The sequence below is a fragment of the Pandoraea captiosa genome (assembly GCF_902459775.1).
Lineage (GTDB): Bacteria > Pseudomonadota > Gammaproteobacteria > Burkholderiales > Burkholderiaceae > Pandoraea > Pandoraea captiosa.
Map to the genome: position 1 here is coordinate 1,251,761 of NZ_CABPSQ010000001.1, position 20,253 is coordinate 1,272,013.

Annotated in this window: 15 protein-coding genes and 1 pseudogene; 7 read left to right on the top strand and 9 right to left on the bottom strand. The window is 64.6% G+C overall.

Translation table 11 applies throughout. The annotated features are described in order from the left end of the window. Positions 1-33: 33 nt before the first annotated feature. From PCA31118_RS05180 to PCA31118_RS05190, 3 genes are all read right to left on the bottom strand, one after another. Positions 34-1,683: a formate dehydrogenase beta subunit gene (locus PCA31118_RS05180; RefSeq protein ID WP_174990332.1), complete on the bottom strand. Its 1,650-nt coding sequence runs from the start codon at positions 1,681-1,683 to the stop codon at positions 34-36. Continuing rightward, on the bottom strand, positions 1,676-2,152 hold the full coding sequence (locus PCA31118_RS05185) for an NAD(P)H-dependent oxidoreductase subunit E (protein ID WP_150623516.1): 477 nt from the start codon (positions 2,150-2,152) through the stop codon (positions 1,676-1,678). The genes PCA31118_RS05180 and PCA31118_RS05185 overlap by 8 nt, the downstream gene beginning before the upstream one ends. 255 nt (positions 2,153-2,407) lie before the next feature. Beyond that, the gene (locus PCA31118_RS05190) at positions 2,408-3,481 is read right to left on the bottom strand and encodes a substrate-binding domain-containing protein (RefSeq protein WP_150623518.1); all 1,074 of its coding nucleotides are present in this window, start codon (positions 3,479-3,481) and stop codon (positions 2,408-2,410) included. Positions 3,482-3,765: 284 nt separating this feature from the next. Here PCA31118_RS05190 and PCA31118_RS05195 point away from each other — a divergent pair, with 284 nt between their 5' ends. The 7 genes from PCA31118_RS05195 (at position 3,766) to PCA31118_RS05225 (ending at position 12,865) form a co-directional block, all read left to right on the top strand. Continuing rightward, entirely contained in the window at positions 3,766-6,078 is a 2,313-nt protein-coding gene (locus PCA31118_RS05195) for an FdhF/YdeP family oxidoreductase (RefSeq protein ID WP_150623520.1), read from the top strand. After that, complete coding sequence (locus tag PCA31118_RS05200; protein ID WP_246190067.1) at positions 6,071-6,415, top strand: helix-turn-helix domain-containing protein; 345 nt, start codon at positions 6,071-6,073, stop codon at positions 6,413-6,415. Before PCA31118_RS05195 ends, PCA31118_RS05200 begins: the two co-directional genes overlap by 8 nt. A gap of 230 nt (positions 6,416-6,645) precedes the next feature. Then, on the top strand, positions 6,646-7,878 hold the full coding sequence (locus PCA31118_RS05205; RefSeq protein ID WP_150623522.1) for a fatty acid desaturase family protein: 1,233 nt from the start codon (positions 6,646-6,648) through the stop codon (positions 7,876-7,878). Between the two features lie 392 nt (positions 7,879-8,270). Continuing rightward, positions 8,271-8,549 (top strand): hypothetical protein, encoded by a 279-nt coding sequence (locus PCA31118_RS05210; RefSeq protein WP_150623524.1) that lies wholly within the window; start codon positions 8,271-8,273, stop codon positions 8,547-8,549. Continuing rightward, a complete protein-coding gene (locus PCA31118_RS05215) occupies positions 8,539-8,793 on the top strand; it encodes a hypothetical protein (protein ID WP_150623526.1) in 255 nt (84 codons plus the stop codon). Before PCA31118_RS05210 ends, PCA31118_RS05215 begins: the two co-directional genes overlap by 11 nt. A 10-nt stretch (positions 8,794-8,803) precedes the next feature. Then, positions 8,804-10,483 carry a PepSY-associated TM helix domain-containing protein gene (locus tag PCA31118_RS05220; RefSeq protein ID WP_150623528.1) on the top strand — a complete coding sequence of 560 codons (1,680 nt, stop codon included), beginning with the start codon at positions 8,804-8,806 and terminating at the stop codon, positions 10,481-10,483. Between the two features lie 111 nt (positions 10,484-10,594). Then, entirely contained in the window at positions 10,595-12,865 is a 2,271-nt protein-coding gene (locus tag PCA31118_RS05225; RefSeq protein WP_150623530.1) for a TonB-dependent siderophore receptor, read from the top strand. A gap of 159 nt (positions 12,866-13,024) precedes the next feature. On the opposite strand, the gene PCA31118_RS05230 is transcribed toward PCA31118_RS05225, so the two are convergent. The 6 genes and pseudogenes from PCA31118_RS05230 to PCA31118_RS05255 all read right to left on the bottom strand — a co-directional run bounded on the left by PCA31118_RS05230 (position 13,025) and on the right by PCA31118_RS05255 (position 20,022). Beyond that, a complete protein-coding gene (locus PCA31118_RS05230) occupies positions 13,025-13,795 on the bottom strand; it encodes a ferredoxin--NADP reductase (protein ID WP_044455659.1) in 771 nt (256 codons plus the stop codon). 335 nt (positions 13,796-14,130) lie between these two features. Next, positions 14,131-14,235, bottom strand: a pseudogene (locus PCA31118_RS27585) (UDP-glucose 4-epimerase); the annotation flags it as partial. A 136-nt stretch (positions 14,236-14,371) separates the two neighbouring features. Next, positions 14,372-15,757: an exopolysaccharide Pel transporter PelG gene (gene pelG, locus PCA31118_RS05240; RefSeq protein ID WP_150623532.1), complete on the bottom strand. Its 1,386-nt coding sequence runs from the start codon at positions 15,755-15,757 to the stop codon at positions 14,372-14,374. After that, on the bottom strand, positions 15,757-17,439 hold the full coding sequence (pelF, locus tag PCA31118_RS05245; protein WP_150623534.1) for a GT4 family glycosyltransferase PelF: 1,683 nt from the start codon (positions 17,437-17,439) through the stop codon (positions 15,757-15,759). Before pelF ends, pelG begins: the two co-directional genes overlap by 1 nt. After that, positions 17,436-18,560 (bottom strand): lipopolysaccharide N-acetylglucosaminyl transferase, encoded by a 1,125-nt coding sequence (locus PCA31118_RS05250; RefSeq protein ID WP_150623536.1) that lies wholly within the window; start codon positions 18,558-18,560, stop codon positions 17,436-17,438. The genes pelF and PCA31118_RS05250 overlap by 4 nt, the downstream gene beginning before the upstream one ends. A gap of 70 nt (positions 18,561-18,630) precedes the next feature. After that, entirely contained in the window at positions 18,631-20,022 is a 1,392-nt protein-coding gene (locus PCA31118_RS05255) for a PelD GGDEF domain-containing protein (protein WP_150623538.1), read from the bottom strand. Positions 20,023-20,253: the final 231 nt, after the last annotated feature.

Below are 20,253 nucleotides of genomic sequence, written 5' to 3' on the forward strand. Positions count from 1 at the left end.
ACTGTCGGATGCGCCAACGTCGAAGGTCCGACGTCAGGCGGCTTCGGCGCGTCCCGCGCCATCGGGCAGACCGAAATCCGCCGGGAAGTGTTCGAGCGCGGAGCGCACCGGGAACGGCGTCATCCCGCCCATCGCGCAAAGCGAACCGGACACCATCGTGTCGCAGAGGTCATGCAACAGCGTGACCTGACGCGTCGACGTGTCGCCGCGCCGAATGCGCTCGATGACTTCGACACCCCGTGTCGACCCGATGCGGCAAGGCGTGCACTTGCCACACGACTCCAGTGCGCAGAATTCCATGGCGTAGCTCGCGAGTCCCGCCATGTCGGCCGTGTCGTCGTGCACCACCACACCGCCGTGCCCGACCACAGCGCCCACGGCGGCATATGCCTCGTAATCCATCGGCAAGTCCCATTGAGCGCTCGGAAGATAGGCCCCGAGCGGGCCACCGACCTGAATGGCTTTCGCAGGTCGCCCGCTCGCCGTCCCGCCGCCGAACTCGTCGAGCAGCGTGCGCAACGTCACACCAAAGGCAAGCTCCACGAGGCCGCCGCGACGGATGTTGCCTGCGAGTTGCACGGGCAGCGTGCCTTGCGAGCGGCCCATGCCGAACTCGCGATACGCCTGGGCGCCATGGGCAAAGATGTACGGCACGCTGGCGAGCGTGATCACGTTGTTGATGAGCGTCGGCTTGCCGAACAGCCCCGACAAGGCAGGAATCGGGGGCTTGGCGCGCACCACGCCGCGTTTGCCTTCCAGGCTCTCGAGCAACGCGGTCTCTTCGCCGCAAATGTAGGCGCCTGCCGCTTTGGCCACGCGCAGTTCGCAGGACCGGCCAGAGCCAAGCACATCGGTCCCCAGCCAGCCTTCGCGACGCGCGATCTCGATCGCCGCTTCCAGCATCGCAATGGCATGGGGATACTCGCTGCGCACATAGACGATGCCTTCGCTCGCCCCCACGCTCAATGCCGCAATCACCATGCCTTCGATCAGGACGAACGGATCGCTCTCCATGATGAGACGATCGGCGAACGTGCCGGAGTCGCCTTCGTCGGCGTTGCACACGACATACTTCTGCGATGCCTCGGCACGGCAGACCGTGCGCCATTTGATGCCCGCCGGGAAGGCCGCCCCGCCGCGCCCGCGAAGCCCCGAGTCGAGCACGGTCTGGCACGCGGCCTCCGCGTCGAGCGCGAGACAGGCGCGCAAACCGGCCAGACCGCCATGGGCTTCGTAATCTGCCGGGCTCAGCGGATCGGTCACACCGATACGGGCAAACGTCAGACGTTGCTGTTTTGCCAGATACGGAATCGCGTCCACCCGGCCCACGCACGCGGGCATCGGCGCCTCCCAGCTTCCGTCCGGATCGAGCGGCGACATCTCGCGCTCACGGTCTTCACCGTCCAGTGCCGCGCTCGCCGGCCATCCGCTATCGAAAAGCGCCGCCACCTGCGACGCCTGCACGTTGCTGTAGCCGATGCGACCACGCGGCGTTTGCACTTCCACCAGCGGCTCCAGCCAGAACAGCCCGCGCGAACCGTTGCGAACGATGTCGACGGCAATACCTCGTTTGGCGGCCTCGGCCGCCACTGCCGCAGCCACCCGGTCGGCGCCGAGCGCCAGCGCCGCCGAATCGCGCGGGACGTAAACACGGTGCGCGCGCATCCCGGAGGTCTCAGTCATGGGCGACCTCCTCTCGTGCGGCAGCAAGCAATGCATCGAACCGCGCCGGACTGACCCGCGCGTGCAATTCGCCGTTAATGGTCACGGCGGGGGAAAGCGCGCACTGCCCAAGGCAGTAGACCGATTCGACCCCGATCCCTTGGCATGGCTCGCCGTCGATATGCGCGCCGGTAGCGGCTTCCACGTGAGCGACGAGCGCTTCGCCATCGCGGCTGCGACACGCCTCTGCCCGGCAGACCTGCACGACGGTCGGCGGCGGCGGCGCGCTACGGAAGTGGTGATAGAACGTGATGACGCCGTGGACTTCGGCACGGGAGAGGTTCAGTGCGGCAGCAATGCCGGGCACGTGTGCCGGGTCGACATAGCCTTCGCTGTCCTGCAACGCATGCAGCAATGGCAACAACTCGTGTGCACGGCCAGCGTGGCGAGCCAGCAGCGGCGCGAGCGTCGCATGAGGGGTGGGGACCATCTCGAATTGTCTCCTGGGGCAAGATGGTGTTTCATATGTTCTTGGTTGCATATGATCACCACACATCTTTTGGGGGCTCAGTGCTTAGACATTAGTCCAAACGCCGCGCCACAACAAGCCTCGTGGAAACACCGATAGCCCCAAATCGCGCATTTCGACGCATGACGGCATGCGATTTCGACACAAACCTAGCTAACAAGCCAGTTTCCCGGGAAAAAGCGCCGCGCACGAAATATGCAACTAAATGCATATTAATTACCCCAGCGACGGAAACGCCTCCGACAGCGGCGTGACCCGGCCGGTGGCACTTTCGCTGTAGCCGGGAATGGCGTGGACGGCCTGGCGATACGCATCGCTCTGGAGAATCGCCAGCAGTGATTGCAGGTGCGGCGATTCACCAGCGCTTTCCGGGAACATCAGGCAATAGCGCTCGGTGAGTATCGGAATGAAGTCGAGCCCGAACTGACTTGCCGCTGCCTCGATCGCCAGACCGGTGTCGGCGCGACCGCTGGCGATGTAGGCCGCGACGGCCGCATGCGTGAACTCGATGTTCTCGGCCCCCGCGACGGTGGACGGGTCGATGCCCTCACGCGCGAGCAGCAAGTCGAAGATGATGCGGGTCCCCGACCCGCGCTCCCGATTCGCAAATCGCGCGCCGGTTCGTGGCACGTCGGCCAAGGACTGGATACCGAGCGGATTGCCGCGCGCCACAAGCAGACCAAGGCGTCGCGAGGCGACATCGGCGACACGGTATGACTTCCCCTTGAGTAGCGGCACGTACTGATCGAGCACAGGCTCGGCGAGCGCACCGATCGGTACGTGAAAACTCGCGACCTCGCATTCGTGCTTGGCCAGCGCAGCGATCGCTTCGATACTGCCGCGATAGCTCACATCGACCGGCAGCCCCGCACGCCCCGCGAAGTCGACCAGCGCCGCCACGGCCAGTCCGTGACTGGCAAAGAGCCGCAACTGATCGCTTTGCTCAAGCAACAGATCGTCGAGTTCGGTCTGCAACTCGGACGCCATCGTCTCCAGCAACGGCCCCAGCCGTGCCTGCAAACGCTTCTGTCCCCAGAGCAAGCGCTGCGCAAGCGGAGTGAGCACCGCACCGCGCCCCCGGGCCATCGTCAGCAACGGCGCGCCCATCAGCGACTCGACCTCCTTGATGTGCCCCCACGCGCCACGGTACGACTGCCCCAGCGCCTGACTGGCCGCCTGCAAATTGCCGTGTGCCTGCACTTCCGTGAGCAACGACAGCACCTTGTCGAGCGCAAGTTCGTTGCCGTCGTGACGAAAGCGCAACTGCGGTGCAATGGAAATACGCTTCATGACCCCACCTTATATGCTATTCATTGCATAAATTAATCTATGCAGATTCCTGATAAGATGCCTGGAAACGTTGAAAAAACAGGAATCTTGGCGTTCTCGATCAAGTTGATGCGAACCGCGATGTGAACCAATTATGCATCAAATTGCCTATTTGGCGTCAATGGTTTCTGCTCCCGTTCTTCTTACTGTCGTTCCATTTGCCGTCGCCCTTATCACCGCTTTTCTGACACCCCGCTCCCCCGACTTCCGCGCGGCGCGTCAGCCACCCTTGCCAGAACCTCGTCATGCCTGCCCCGAAAATTGCCCCGTACGATCGCCCCGCCGGCGGTTGGGGCGCGCTCAAGAACGTTGCCATCCAACTCGTCACGCAGGGAATCCCGCTCAAAGGGGCACGTACGTTGCTCAGTGCGAATCAGCCCAGCGGCTTCGACTGCCCGGGCTGCGCCTGGCCGGATCGCGAGCACGCCTCGACGTTCGAATTCTGCGAGAACGGCGCCAAGGCGGTGGCGGCCGAGGCGACCAAGCGGCGGGTCACCCCCGAGTTCTTTGCTTCGCACACCGTGAGCGAATTGCTGGCGCTCGACGACTACACGCTCGAAGGCTACGGTCGCCTCACGCATCCGATGCGTTACGACGCCGCGACCGACCGTTATTTACCCATCGCGTGGGACGCCGCGTTCGCCATGATCGGTGAACACCTGCGGGCGTTGCCCGATCCCGATCAGGCCGCGTTCTACACCTCCGGGCGCACCGGCAACGAAGCCGCATTCCTGTACCAGTTGTTCGTTCGCCAGTACGGCACGAACAACTTCCCCGACTGCTCGAACATGTGTCACGAGCCGACGAGCGTGGCCCTGCCGCCCGTTGTCGGCCTTGGCAAGGGCACGGTCACGCTCGAAGACTTCGAGCAGGCGGATACGCTACTGCTCTTCGGCCAGAACCCGGGGACGAACCATCCGCGCATGCTGGGCGAGCTTCGCGAAGCCGCCAAACGGGGCGCCACCATCGTGTCGATCAATTTGCTGCATGAGCGCGGGCTCGAGCGCTTTGCCGATCCGCAAAGCCCCGGCGAAATGCTGAGCATGGGGGGCACCGCAATCAGCGGCCATTACGTGACCCCGGCCATCGGGGGCGACTTCGCCTTCGTGAAGGGGGTGATCAAGCACGTGCTGGAGCGCGACGCCGACGCACGGGCCAATGGCGACGCGGCACTGCTCGACGACGCGTTCATCGCCGAGCACACCCACGGATTCGAGGACTTCGCCGCCGATGTGCACACCGAGCGCTGGGACGATCTCGAACGCGCCGCCGGCGTATCGCGGGCGCAGATGTGTCAGATCGCGGACGTCTACCTGCGGGGCGAGCGCGTCATCGCGACGTGGGGCATGGGCATCACGCAGCACAAGCATGCGGTGGCGACCATTCAGATGATCGTCAATCTGATGCTGCTGCGCGGCAACATCGGGCGCTCGGGGGCTGGCCTGTGTCCCGTGCGCGGGCACAGCAACGTGCAGGGCGATCGCACCGTGGGCATCAACGAGAAGCCGTCGGCCGCCTTTCTCGACCGGATCGCCAAGGTGTTCGACTTCGCACCGCCGCGCCGTGAGGGCCTCGGTGTCGTCGACACGATCTCCGCGATGCTCGCTGGCCGCATTAAGGTCTTCATCGGCATGGGCGGCAACTTCGCGATGGCCACCCCGGACACGCCACGCACCTGGGCGGGATTGCGTCAGTGCGACCTGACCGTGCACGTCGCGACGAAGCTCAACCGCAGTCACCTCGTGCACGGACGCGACGCCCTGATTCTCCCCTGCCTCGGGCGCACCGAAATCGACATGCAGCATGGCACCGTGCAGGGGGTGACGGTCGAAGACTCGATGAGCATGGTGCACATGTCGTACGGCATCAACGCTCCGGCGTCCGAGCATTTGCGCTCGGAGCCTGCGATCGTTGCCGGCATCGCTCAGGCCACGATGGGCCGCGCGCTCGCCGGGCATGACGACTGGCATTGGTATGTCGAGGACTACGACCGCATTCGCGACGCCATCGCCGCCACTTTCGACGAATTCGCCGAATTCAATCGCCGCGTGCGGCATCCGGGCGGATTTCGATTGCCGGTCCCGCCCTCGGCGCGTCAATGGCGCACCGCCAATGCGCGCGCCAATTTCACCTGCCATCCACTGCCCGCCGAACTTCCCATCGACGTGGCTCGCCGACAGGCCGGCGAGCGGGGTGCACAGGTGCTGCAACTCGCGACGATCCGTTCGCACGACCAGTACAACACCACGATCTACGGTCTCAACGACCGCTATCGCGGCGTGTTCGGGCAGCGTCGCGTCGTGTTCGCCAATCGGGAAGATCTCGATGCACGGGGTTTGCGTGCCGGTGAACGCGTCGACATCGTGGGCGTGTGGCACGACAGCATCGCGCGGCGGGCGGAGGACTTTCTCCTTGTCGCGTACGACATCCCGCGCGGCAGCATCGCCGCCTACTATCCGGAGACCAACGCGCTCGTGCCGCTCGACGCCATCGCCGACGGCGCGGGCACGCCGACATCCAAGTCGATCCCCGTGTTGCTGGAGCAACGCGTTGGATGACATTCCGGCAAACGTTGGGGCCAACGTAGACGGCGGCAGCGACGATCTCGCGCAGACCACGCAGGATCTCGCTCGTCTGCTCCAACGGTTGGCCGACGGGCGACGCGAAGGTCGCGAGGCGCTCTCGCTCGCTCGTCTCGCCAAGCGCAGCGCACTGCCGATGAGCACGCTGCTGCGCTACCTCAGCGTGCTCACGGATGCCGGATGGGTCGCGCTTGACGACGGCGAACGCGGTTTGTCGCTGGCACGACTCACCCCTGCGGGCGCCGCTCAACTGGATAGCCTGCGCAATACGGGCGCTACCGATGCCACTGTCGGCAACGATGTCGGACGGTGACCGGAGGCGCGGTCGATGCGACGTCGATATGACGGAAATGCGACGAAAGTAAGGCGCTGCAACACGACTGACATATTCTCTTCCCAGGTCGCGGCATACACTCTCAACGCCGTGTGCCGGGCGCACGCTGAATTTGCGTAAGATGGCGTCCGGCATGCCCCATTTGCGTTGTTACGTTGTACGTTGCATTCACGTTGCATTCACGCCACGTCACGGAGACCGGAGACCCCATGGAGAACGTCGTTGCGCGCCCGGACGAGATCGACGCCGCTTCGCCTGTCGCTGCCCCTGCCGCTTCCCCGCTCGCTTCCCCGCTCGCTTTCCCCCTTGCTTCTCCCCACGCAAGCCTCGCCCCCATCCCGGTCGATACGGCAAGCGCCGAGCCGTCCCGCCTATCGCGCCTGTCGGGCGCCGCGTCCGCCATCGCGCCTCCGGTTACCCCGCCTGTGCAGCCGTCGGACACACCCTGCGCCAGCGCCACGCTGGCGAGCGAAGCCATACCGTCTCCTGCCCTGTGGCGTCACGCAAAACCATCGCGCTGGAATCCATGGTTGATCGGCCTGACGGGCGTAGCCGGCCTATGGCAATGGCTGGGCCTCGGATATGCGCTGCGCCATTGGGGGGAGTTAGCTGCCCTGAGTGCGCTGCCCGTGTTGCTGCTCACCCCGATGCACTGGGGCCTGATTCACGAGTCCATTCATGGCCAGTTGCGCCTTAAGCCACGCGCCAACGAGCGCACGGGACGCGCCCTGTCGTTACTGCTCGGCCTGCCTTACGAGATCATGCGTTTCGGGCATCTGATGCACCATCGATTCACCCGCCAGCCATACGATCAACCCGACATCTCGACGCTTCGCGCCGACGCGTCGCTCGCCTCGCGCGCCGGGCGCTGGATCGGCTACCAGTCGCGTCTGCTCGGCGGCATGTGGTTATCCGAACTGTTTGCACCGCTTATCACATGGATTCCGGCTAAACGGCTGCCCGCCCTCGCCCGGCGCGCACTGGGCGCCGACCCGATAGACGAAGACGTTCGTCGGCGGACCGTCATGTTCGCCACCGACCCGGTGCGCCGGCGGCGCATTCAACGAGACTTCCTATTCCTGCTCGCCGCCCTAGGGCTGGCCTTGTGGGCGTACGGACCATGGTGGCCGGTGTTCGTGGCGACGTTTGTCGCCCGCGGCGTCTGGCTGTCGATCGCCGACAACTTGCCGCACTTCGGCGTTGCGATGGACGAGCCGGCGCGAGCACGCAACTTTCATGCGACCGCGCTCGGGCGATGGCTCGTGCTCAATCATCATCTGCACCGGGTGCATCACCAGTACCCGACCGCCCCTTGGCATCTGTTGCCGGAAATCGATGCCGCGCAACCCACCCAGGGCCCGGTGATTGCCTACTGGCGAGCGGTGCTCCGGCAGTTTGCCGGACCGTTGCCCGCGAGCAGCCTGCGCGGCGACACCGTGTAAGCGTCGCGCGACTTCCCCTGAACTGCCGGATGTGGTGCTCGGACGGCGGGTTCGCGCGACGTCGTCCGGGCGCCACGTCCGGCCTGCATCGGTATCGGAATTCAGACGAATGCTTTCGGGAATCGCCAGAATCATGATATAAATGCGAATCGTTTTCGTTAACGTTTACGTTCAATGAGTAACCCTGAGCGTTCGTGCAATGCGCGGGCGTGATGCCTGAACTGGCGTCGAGCGTCACCCTTTGCGATGTGACGCCATCAGTCGCGTCGCCCAAGGGCGGCGTTTTCACATTGTTTACGTTTGGTTTTCGTTAGTCCGCATTTGTCCGGGCTACCGGTGCCCTGCACTGGCGGCCCCCGTTTTCCATCGCTCATCTTCAACGACGCACGAGCATGTTGATTGCATTGGCCATTGCATTGGCATGGGCGGCAGGCGGCGCCTGCTACCTCACTTCGGAACACCAGCGCCTGCGTGCGCATCGCCTCGACGCGCAACCGGCGCGAACGCTGGCGCTCGTCGCCGCAATCGCCAGCGTGCTGTGCTGGTGGCTCGCCGCCGGTCCGTCGGCGGGCATCGCCTCGGCATTCATGTCGCTGTGTTTCGGTTTGCTGTTCTGGCCGTATGCCGCCGGCGGCTTGCACTGGCTGCGCGGAGACGCCCATGTGGAGTAGAACGCTTGCGGGCCTGGTGCTCGGTTTCTTCGCGGCCATGGCACTGTGCGGCGCCTTCGCCTACATGACGCCGTCCGGCTGGCACACGGCCGCCATCCCCGTCATTGCCCTCTTCCCGCTTGTGTGGCTCGGCCTGTTTGCCGTGGTCTACGCGAGCCGCACCGCGGCGCGCGCCTGGATCGGCATGGGCGCTACCACCGTTGTCGCCTGGGCCGCGCTGCTGCTGGCGCGCGCCGTCTGGTAAGGATCACCCGATGCGCGCTCAAACGCTACGTCAATACCTCAGTGTCCATACGTGGGCTGGCATCGTGGCCGGCTTCGCCTTGTTCGTCGCCATGCTGGGCGGCGCACTGACCGTCTTCCATCACGAGATCGAACGCTGGGAGCAACCGGCTACGCGTCATGCGCCGCTCACGCTGGCGCAGACGGAACAACTCGCCGATCTGGTTCGTGCACAGTTTCCAGCCGCACGCGAGCAAATGGGCGTGGTGCTGCCCAGTCATTCGCCCGTACCGTTTGCCTACTGGCAGCAGCCCGACGGCGAATGGATGCAGGCCCGGCTGCGTTTGCATTCGGACGGCAGCGCGGCGTCGCTGGTAACCGGCGACGCGCGCCCCGGCCTGTCGAACACGGTCAACGCGCTGCACTACTCGTTATCGATCCCGACATACGGGCTGTATCTGATGGGCGTGGTGTCGCTTTTCTACGGCATGGCGCTCATCTCCGGCGTGATCGTCCATTTGCCGCGCGTCACGCGCGACATCTTCGCCCTGCGCCCGGGACGCAACCTGAAGCGTTTCTGGCAAGACGCGCACAACGCCATCGGCGTGCTGAGCCTGCCGTTCCACATCGTTTTCGCCCTCACCGGCGCCCTGCTCTGCCTGAGCTTGCCGCTGATGATGGCGTTCAATGTGCTGACGTTCGAGAACAAGCTCGCGCCGCAGTTCTTGCAGATGACGGGCGCTGTCCCCGCGAAGATCGCGCCGGTCGAGGGCAAGCCACTCGATCTCCAGGCCGTGCTCGCGCGGGCCGAACACGCCGCCCCCGACCTGGAAACAACGGCTGTCGCCTGGTCGCGCTACGGCAAGCCCGACGCCGTGGCCGAGGTGTATGGCGAGGCGAGCGATTCACTGGGCGTGTTCGGCGCGGTAGCCGTGCGTCTGAACGACGGCGAAATCGTCGGCCAGCACAGCCCGGGGGTACGCGACACAAACCACGCGGTACTCAGCATGATCTATGGCGCGCACTTCGGTAACTTTGCGGGCGACGCCATGCGCTGGGTGTATTTCATCCTCGGCCTGATGGGTGCGGTGCTGGTCTATAGCGGCAACCTGCTTTGGCTGGAATCGCGTCGCAAGCGCAATGCGGCCCTCCAACCGGCCAACTTGCGCTGGATGGCGAAGGCGACGGCCGGGGTCTTCCTCGGCACATGTCTCGGGATCGCGGCGGCATTCGTCGGCGCGGTCGTTGCGCCGACGGCCACCGCGCTGTCGATCTTCGTCGTCACGCTCGGACTCGCCGTGCTTTTCGCGGCGGCTACCGCTCCGGCCGTCGCCGCAACCGGCCTGCTGGTCGCCACGGCACTCGGCTGCCTTGCCATCCCGGTGGTCGACGCAACGCTCACGCCGGACAACGTCGCACGCACACTGGCAAATGGCGACTGGGTTCTCGCGGGGGTCGATCTGATCGCGTTCGCGAGCGCGGCGATCTTCGCGCTGTTCGCCCGTGCGACGTGGCGTCGCGCCCGACACGGCGACCCGAACAGCGTGTGGGCGTACCCGGTGGCCAGCGCTCGCGGGCTGTCGGCCGACGACCCGGCGACGCCGTCCGGCAGGGGCATCGGCGACACACCCGACTCGGGGGGGCCGGAAGTCTCAAAGATCGCAAAGGTGGCCACGGCACTGCCCGAACCACCGAATCCCGCGAGAGGCTGATCGCGCAGGCGGACGGCGCTCGCCACCGCCATCGCGCACGTCCCCACACAAAAAGATCATTCAGGACAGACGCGCCGGCACACGTCGCGTCGACAACAGGGAGATTTACCGATGTTGCAACACCGCCCGCTCGCGGAGCGTGGATTCGCTCGTCCCGACGCTGCGCACGACCTCACCCCCTCTTGCGTCACGCGCGCCGTCGCCAGCGTTTTCGCCGTTTGCGCCGCATCGCTCACGCTCGTTTCCGGTACCGTCCACGCGCAGCAACAGCCACAAACCTCGCAGGCACCGCAGACGTCCGCCGCACCAGCGGGATCAACGGGGTCGGCGGCGGCATCGACATCATCGGCGACGCAGGACGCCGCCGCATTGCCGGCGACTACGGTGTCGGGCAGTCGAGACGACGACGTGAAGGTCGAGCGTGTCTCGAGCGGTGCGCTCGGCACGCGACGCGCAGTGGACACGCCCTTCTCCGTCGTTGGCGTGAACAGCGAGCAAATCAAGAACCAGATGGCGCAAACGGCAACCGATGCCTTCAAGTGGGACCCCGCCGTCACCACGCTTTCCGAAAACAAGCGCAACGAAAATTCGTACTTTGCGGTTCGCGGCATGCGCGTCGACATGCTCGACGGCACGAAGATCGATGGGCAGAACTTTGTGTCGTGGCAGGCCGACATTCCGCTCGAACCGTTCGAGCAAGTCGAACTGCTCAAGGGCCTGTCCGGTTTCATGTACGGCTTCGGCGCGCCCGGCGGTATTGTGAATTACGTGCTCAAACGCCCCACGGACGAACCCCTTCGCCAGTTCTCGGTCGGGTACGAAGCGAGCAATGTCTGGAGCGAAAAGCTCGACCTCGGCGGACGCTTCGGCCCGGATAACCGCTTCGGCTACCGCCTGAACGTCGTGAACGAGGAAGGCAACACCGCAGAGCCGAACAACCACGTGCGCCGCAAGACCATTTCGTTTGCCACCGACTTCCGTATCACGCCCGACCTCACTTGGTCGGCCGACGTGGCGTACTGGAAGCGCCAGACGACCGGCACGTTGTTCGGCATGAGTTTCGCAGGGGCAGGCGCCGTGGCCGACGCCAACAAGGTCGCCCGCAATCTCGCCCAGCCGTTCACCTACTACGAGACCGATGCCCTGACCGCCGGCACCGCCATCGACTACCGCATCAACGATCAGTGGAAGGCGAACTTCAAGTACCGCTTTGCTCGACAGAATCGCCTGAACGGCGACAGTTTCCTGTCGGTGCTCAATGCCGCCGGCGACTATGCGGACACGCAGTACAAGTGGAAGACCGCCTACTACTATCAGGCGTGGGACGCCATGGTGCAGGGCAAATTCGATACTGGCCCGCTCAAGCACGACGTGGTGTTCGGGGTGGCCTATCAGACCCAGGTGAAGCTCAACGACAACGGGCTGGGCGGCAACGGCATCGCGCTCGGCACAAGCAATATCTATAACCCGTCGCTACTTCCGAATCAGGATATCGGCTTGGACTACCAGCCGTATCGCAGCGAAAAGATTTCGCAGCGCGCCATCTTCGCGAGCGACACCGTCGGCATTACGTCGCGCATCTCCGCACTGGTCGGCCTGCGCTACACCCAGTTCAACGACGACCTTTACGACATCTCCGGGCAAACGGGCACCTCGTACACGGCCAAGCCGGTCACGCCGACGCTGGCATTGATGTACAAGACGGACGCCGACTCGACGGCCTATGTGAGCTACGTCGAATCGCTTGAGCCGGGCGGCTCGGCCAGCATCACCAACGTCAACTTTCCGACGACATACGGTCCGCTCAAGAGCAAGCAGTACGAAGTGGGCTGGAAGGCGGACAAGACCTCGTGGGGCGCCAATCTGGCGCTGTTCCGTGTGGAGCGCGGCTATGGCTACACGAACCAGTCGAATTTCTACGTGCAGGACGGGACGCAGCGCTTTCAGGGGCTGGACGCGAGCGGCTGGGTGCGCCTGGCGCGTGACTGGCGCGTGATGGGCGGCGTGCTGCTGCTCAACACGAAGGCAGTGGACGTCGACGATCCGAGCGTGGCGGGCAAGCGCATCTACGCTACGCCGCGCTACGTGGTGACCGGTCGTGTTGAATACGACACGCCGTTCGTGCGCGGCCTGACTGTGGCGGCAGGCGTCAAGGTGACCGGGCAGCAAGAGGTCGATGCCGCCAATACGCTGTCGATTCCCGCATTCACGACCATCGACCTGTCGGCAAAGTACGCCACGCGCATTGCGGGCAAATCGGTCGTGTTCCGTGCAGCGATCAACAACGTCACCGACAAGCACTACTGGACGACCACCTACAACGGCTTCGTGCTGCCGGGCTCGACCCGCACCTTCCTCGCCAGCGCCACGATGGACTTCTGATCGCCGCGTGAGAGGTTGACGTAATGACGAAGCGGTGACGAAAAGATGAGGGAAAGATGACAAAAAGGCCGCTCGATGAGCGGCCTTTCCTTTGCTGACGCGGCGATGCACGCTGCGCCAGACTTGTCACACGGGCGTCTGTGCCCTGCGTTCGTTGGCTTAGCCGACGAATGCGCGCTCGACCAGATAATGGCCCGGCGCGTGGTTATGGCCTTCGACGAAGCCGCGCTTTTCCAGCAGTTCGCGGGTGTCCTTGAGCATGGCCGGGCTGCCGCACAGCATCACGCGGTCGTGTTCCGGCGAGAACTCCGGCAGGCCGATGTCCGTGAAAATCTTGCCCGACTCGACCAGTTCCGTGATGCGGCCCTGGTTTTCGAACTCTTCACGCGTGACCGTCGGGTAGTAAATGAGCTTGTCGCGAACGTACTCGCCCAGATACTCATGCTCCGGCAGATGCTGGGTGATGAGGTCGCGATAAGCCAACTCGCTGGTGAAGCGGCAGCCGTGCACCAGAATGATGTGCTCATAGCGATCATAGACTTCCGGATCGCGAATGATGCTCATGAACGGCGCCAGCCCCGTGCCCGTGGAGAGCAGATACAGGTTCTTGCCCGGCAGGAGGTTGTCGTCGATCAGCGTGCCCGTCGGCTTGCGGCCAACGATCACCTTGTCGCCCGGCTTGATATTTTGCAGACGCGACGTGAGCGGGCCGTCCTGCACCTTGATGCTCAGGAATTCCAGCTCTTCCTCGTAATTTGCGCTCGCCATGCTGTAGGCGCGCAGCAGCGGCTTGCCGTCGACTTCCAGGCCGATCATCGTGAACTGGCCATTGACGTAACGGAACGAAGCGTCGCGAGTGGTCTTGAAGCTGAACAGCGTGTCGGTCCAGTGGTGGACTTCCAACACGGTTTGTTGATTCTGAATGCTCATATTGACTTGACGTGTGACGGAGAACGGCGGCTCGGCACTTCGGCGCCACTGGCCGGACAATTTGCCCGCTCAGTTGGAGTCGCCTGAAAAGCGCTTTCGCGGACCGTCCCTGACGGCCCTGATGCCCGGACTCCCAGGCGCATCAGGTATACGCACTATCGGTTATGGACGGGAAAACGTCGCCATTTTACCCCAATTGGGAATTGCTTTCATTTGTCCCCTGAGTCATTTAAGGCATATCAATATGCCTATCTGGCATATCGGACGGGCCTCCGGGGCCGTTGCGCTCAACGGTATCCGTCGGGATTGAGCCGCTGCCAGCGCCAATGATCGGCGTCCACCACACGGATGTAGTCGCGAATGCCCGTGCCGTCCGGCGTGGGCCAGTCGCCGCCATAGACGTTGAGCAGCGGCCGCTTGCCGAGCGCCACCCGCGCGACGGCCGCCAGCGCCGCCGTTTCATCTACCGGCATCGAGGCCTGACTGCCGTAGACCGCTGCCATTTGCGTGCCATCGGCACGTCGGCTCTGCTGTCGTGGGCCTTGTTGTCGTCCGCCTTGCGTCGGGCTTATCGCTTCACTTCCCCTGCCCCATGTAAGTATCGAATTCGAGCGCTGCGAGCCGGCGCGACAGCCGATGGGCGCCCAGTCCGAGCACGCACCCCAGCGCGAGCGCGAACCCATAGCCGTAAGACGCAGGCCCGTGACGCAGACTTGCCCACGTGAAGAACGCGTTGAGCGCCACCAGCAAAGCGCTCAGCAGCAGCACATCGCGCCGACGATCCAGGTAGAACAGCACATTGAGCACACCGAGCAGCAACACCTGCAATCCGGCCGATACGACGTCCACGCGCAACAGCGTCACGACCGCCTGCCTGTCAGTCGGCACGCCCGCCAGTCGCAGCAGGTCTTCCCCGAACGCGAAAACCAGCAGCGTCACCACCGCTTGCACCTTGAGAATCTCGAACAGTCCCGTGCGCACCGCTCGCACCATCAGCACGCGCGAAGCCGAAAGCTGGCCCAGCGTTCCGCCGCGACGCACCGCGTCGAAAAACGCCGCGTAGGCCTCGGCGAAGTCGGTCTCGATGCGCAGCAGGAACACCGCCATGCCCGGAATGACGCACAGATAGGAAAGGAAAACCGGCAGATCGTAGAGCGGTGCCGCACGCAGCGGCCCGATGACGTTCACGCCCGTTGCGGGCCACATCCAGAACATCAACTTGTCGACCCATACGCCGAGCCCGAAGCACAGCCCGACGCCGACGAGCGAGAGGCGCAGATTGCCCGGCACGAAGACCGCCCAGGACAACCAGGTGGACGTACGGTAGTGGCGCGCGACGATCACGGTGAAACCGAACAGCAACGCCGTGTGCCCGATCACGAAGCCGCCCAGCAGCCCGGTGAGTCCGTAGCGGCCCAACAGCACTGCGCATACGACCGTGAGACTGTAGCCCGCGCAGAACACGCCGAGGATCGCGCGGTACTGTTTCACGCTCGTGAGAAAGAGCACCACGATCCACAGGTTGCCAAGCAGCACGAAGCCGATCCACATGAGCCAGCGATAGCTCAGCGGCTCATTGACCAGAAGGGTTTGCGACACGCACAGACCTATCGCACCGAGCACCACCGTCGTGACCAGCGAGACGGCGTGGAACGACGGCATCACGGCCTGCGGCTCCCCGGCAAACAGCCGGTCGCTCAGGTACCGCGTAAACGCCAGTTGAATCAGTCCTGTGACGATCACGCTCGACGCAATCAGATACGTCACCGACACCTGGAATTGCGTGAGCATCCCCGGTGGTTGAACGCTCGTGAGACTCATGAGCCCCACCAGGATCACCCCGACCATCGAGAGCACGAGCGGCCCGGCACTGATGATGCCGGCATAGCTGTATGCCGCGAACGTGCCCGACAGCGTATCGCTGCGCAGCAGGCGTCTGAGCTCGAATCCGATACCGGCCATCAGTGCGTGTCTCCAGGCGCGTTCGTCCACCGTTGGTATATCGCGCGATAGGCGTCGCATACGGTGTCGAGCCGATATGAACGCTCGACCCGGGCGATGCCGGCACGGCTCGCCGCCTGCCACGCCTCGGGTTCGAGCAGCTCGACGATCGCCGCCGCAAGCGCTTCCGGATCCGCCATCGGCACGATGCGCCCCGAGCGACCGAGCGCGCGGTCCTGAGCGTCGCCGCCTTCGATCAGTTGGCGGCACGCCCCCACATCCGTGGCGACGACCGGCACACCCGCTGCCGCCGCTTCCAGCATGACGAGCGGCAGCGCTTCGGAGACCGACGACAATGCCAGCACGCCGATTTGCGGCAGCACCGATTCGACCGCGCGATATCCCATGAACCGCACCTGAAACTCCATCCCCAGACTCGCCGCAAGATCCCGGCACTCTTGCGCATAGGCCCGGTCTTCCGTGTCCGGACCGACGATCCACCCCTGCAGGTCCGGTCGCTCGCGATAGGCGATGAAGACAGCGCGCAAAAAGGTCTTGATGTCCTTGACCGGCACCACGCGGCCGATAAGGGCGACGACCGGCGCAATCTCGCCCTGGCGGCGGGCCATGCGCAACGCGGCGAAGCGCGCGATGTCAACGCCGTTGGCGATACAACGCGTCTTGTGCGCCGGCGCACCGTCACCGACCTGTCGGACACGACTGCCCTCGTAGAGCGCAACGATCTCGTCGGCGCTGTCGTAGCACACGCGGCCGATGGCCTCGAAGAAGCGCATCCAAAGATTCCGGAAATAGCCCACACGGGAAATGTCACGCTCGAGCGGCCCGCGGTTGTCGCGCAGCCATTCGCTTTGCAGCAGATCGAGCTTGCGCTCCTTGGTGTAACTGCCGTGTTCGGTCACCAGCAATGCGCGCCCGGTCGTCATGCGCAACATCGCCCCCAGCAACCCCGCATAGCCGGTCGACACCGTGTGGTACATCCGCGTCGGCGGCAAGGCTTGCGCGATTCGCGCGAGTTGCCAGACCGGCTTGTGCATCGCCCTGATCGTCCAGAAATAATCCGTGAACGACGGGTCATGACAAAACCGCTCATAGCGCTGCGTGATGAACGCCCATGACGGCTCGCTGTGCATGAATGCCGAGCGCGACAGCGGCTGGCCGTCGCCGAGCGCGGGAAGTAGTCGAGCCAGTATGCTGTGCAGCCCGCCCCCCGGCATCGACCGTGCGGCATCGGCCACCGTCGCCCGATCGTCGTGGCGCTGGCGGAACAGGTCATGCATCGTGGCAACCTGTGCGAATGCGGCGGCGGTGTCCGCCTTCGTGGCCGGGTTGGTGTTTCGATGAGTGTTTGGATTGGCGCCCGGGCTGCGGGTCGGCGCGGCGACGCCGGGGTCGGCTGTCTCGTAGAGGTAATGCGCCTCGAAGTGCCTGACGTTGGCTGGCATCGGGTACACCGGCGCACCGTAGTCCGCTCGGCGGCTGCCAATGAATACGACCGCAAACGTGAGATCGGGAAACGCGCGAATGAGCTGGTCCACCCACGACGACACGCCCCCGCGCACGTAGGGGAAAGTGCCTTCGAGCAGCAGCGCAATGTCGGCCACCTCATCCAGTTCATCCGCCGCCACCGCGGACGTCTCTGCCGCGGGGCCGGGCACGCGTTTGTATTGCGCAGAACTTGTCATGGTGCTCGCCGCGTCCAGAAGCGCACGACCGGTTGCACCGCGGGCGATGCTGCCACGCTGCCTGTTCCTCTCGCGCCCGCGATACCGTCGATGCCGTCGATTCCGCCAACACCCCCACGCCCCGCACGTCCTGCTTCGAGGCCACCAAGCAGGTGGGCCACACGGTCGTAACGACGCTTCTGAAAGGCCGCCTCGGCCAGCCAGGGCAACAATCGCTCGGTCGGAAAGCTATGGAACTGCGCCTGACGCAGATGCATCTCGGCCACATCGGGGTTCTCTCGCAAGAGCGCGCAACGCCCCAGCAGATACCACATGGACGCGTCTTCCTCACGCTGCTCGAGCGCTTCGCGTGCGAAGTGCTCCACGCGCGCCAGCGTAAAACGCAACACCTCGCCTCGCACGAGGTTCTGATAAATCAGCTCCCAATACAGTTGAGCAAGACGCACGCAGGCGTGCGCAAGTTCATCGTCGTCCTGCGCCGTGGCGTGTCGCTCACGCATGACGAAAATCTGCTGCATGATGCGCTTTTCCATGCCGTCGAGAATGCCGTAGGCGAGTAAGCGGACCTCCTCCACCGGGTCAGCCAGCAGGTCTCGCGCGATCTCGCTAGTGACCCTCGACGGCAACGCCTGCACCGAAATCAACGCCGCCACCCGGTCGTCGAGCTCGCCTCGTACATTGCGCAATCGCGCGCGCAGACGCATGCCCGCGCCGTGCCTCACGCGTGTCACGAGATGCGAGACGAAGCCCGGTGTCTCCACCCTGCCCGCTGCAAGCAGTTCGCGCGGTGGCGGGAACAGATGGCCCATGATCAGCACGCCCATCACGACGACCATCCCGGCCACCGGCAAAAAGAACGTCGTCAGCGCGATATGCCAGAACACGCCGCGTCGCTCGCGGTAGCCTGGCGGCAATGCGCACGTCATGAACCCGCCTGCTAACACGGCAGCGACTGCCTGCCATGCCAGCGCGCAGGTCATGGGGTCGGAAAACGCGGCATGGGTCGCCGTGCCAGACATCGTTCCCTCCAGCACAGGGCGCAGCGCCTGCCATTGCGCCAGTATCGCGAGCCCGGCGAGCGCTGGCGCCGATGCCCGTCGAAGCCAACGCATTGCACCCATGCCGGGCGCCGCGCCTGGCTCGCGCTGCCGCAAGCATCTGAGTGCCGCGACACGGCGTTTGTTGGTGCGCTCAGGCATGGTCGACACAGCGCTCCATCAGTTTGCGCAGCCCGTCACCCGGCGTTTCGGCGTCGATATGCGCGGTGTGCACGGCAATGTGGCCGCTCTGGAAATCGACGTCGTATTGCTCGCGCAGCAGTGCCTCGACACGCATCAGATAGCCATCGATACCATGCTCGTCCGTGATCGGCATCAGGGCGATCGCGATTTGCCTGTGCGGCGTGCCGATCGTCCACAACGCATCGAGTGCACGGCGCTGACGCACCGTCTGCTCGAACAACGAGTCGCCCCGGGCACCGCGAGGAAACGCGAGCGCGACGAGCGACGACTCGATGCCGCTCGCCTGCTTGAGACGGGCAAGGCGCCCCAGTTCGAGCGCAAAGTCGTACGGTGCCTGCGGCACTGACGCCCGCACACCCGCCACCAACGGTTGGTGCGCCACTCCGTGCGCGTAGTACGCGAGAAGCACCAGCAACAATTGCAGGTTGTCGTGATTGAGCGCGAGGAATGGCATGCGACGCACGATCAGCACGCATATCAACACGCCGTCGGCGTCGAGCAGCGGCGCGCAGGCGAGATAGGGGCTGTTGTCGGCCGTGGTGTCGTCTGCCTTCACGTGCGCGAGCGCGCCCTCCTGAATGCAGTGCCGTATGAGCGGGTCATCGGCGTCGGGTTCGAAGCCCTCGCCAACGCGCGCGATGGGCGTGCTCGTCAGACGACCGCCTTTGACGCAGAACATCGAGGCGACTTCGATCTGACACGTCAGCGCGGTGAATTCGAGCATCGCCTGCGCATTGGGCAGTCCGCCCGGCGCACCATGCACGTCGGCCGAGCGCCGCACCGTGAGATCCCGCAGGCGCGTGAGTGCGTCGCGCAGCGTCACGGGCCGTGCGAGCAGGTCGCGCTCCAACCGTTCATGCGAGACCCGCAGCAGATAGTGGTTGTGCGTGATCGCGACAAGGCGGTCGCTGTAGTACGCGTTGATGCCTTGCGAACGATTCGCGCGATGCGACCAGATGTCGCAAAAATGACCGGCGACGAGCGCCATCGTGATGCCGCCCGCAAAATGCCCCATGGGGAACGGCCCGAAGGCCGGGCCGCACAACACATGCCAGGCGGCGATCAACATCGCACCGCTGGCAGCACCGGCCAGCGAGCCATACCGCAACGCGCCAATGAGCGTGACGAGCCAAAGCCATGGAAATTGCGCATTCAGCAACAGAGGATCGTCCGGACGCAGTCGCCACGCGATCAGGATCGCGATCAACGTAAGACTCAGCACTTCAAGCACGGCGAAGGGACTTGCAATGGCCGGCGCAACCCGCCTGCCCCAGCGGCCCAGATTGCCGAGCGGCTGTGAGCGACGCACACGGGCGGTGGTCGCCGACGTTTCGGGAGGCAAGCTCGCGCCTGCTTGGCTGGACGAGGCGGAAGACGAAGCCGACGCAGTCCCGGCGCGCGAAGCGCATGATGGGTCGGCGTCGTTAGGCGTAGCAGCTGTCACGTGAGATTTGCACAAATGGGGACCCACCAGGCGCCCGCGCGCTGCGAGCGGCACGCCGTATCAACGCAAGCCATCGAAATGCCCGTGCAATGCGGGCGAGCGCGCAAGGGCTGCGCGATGGCGGTGTGC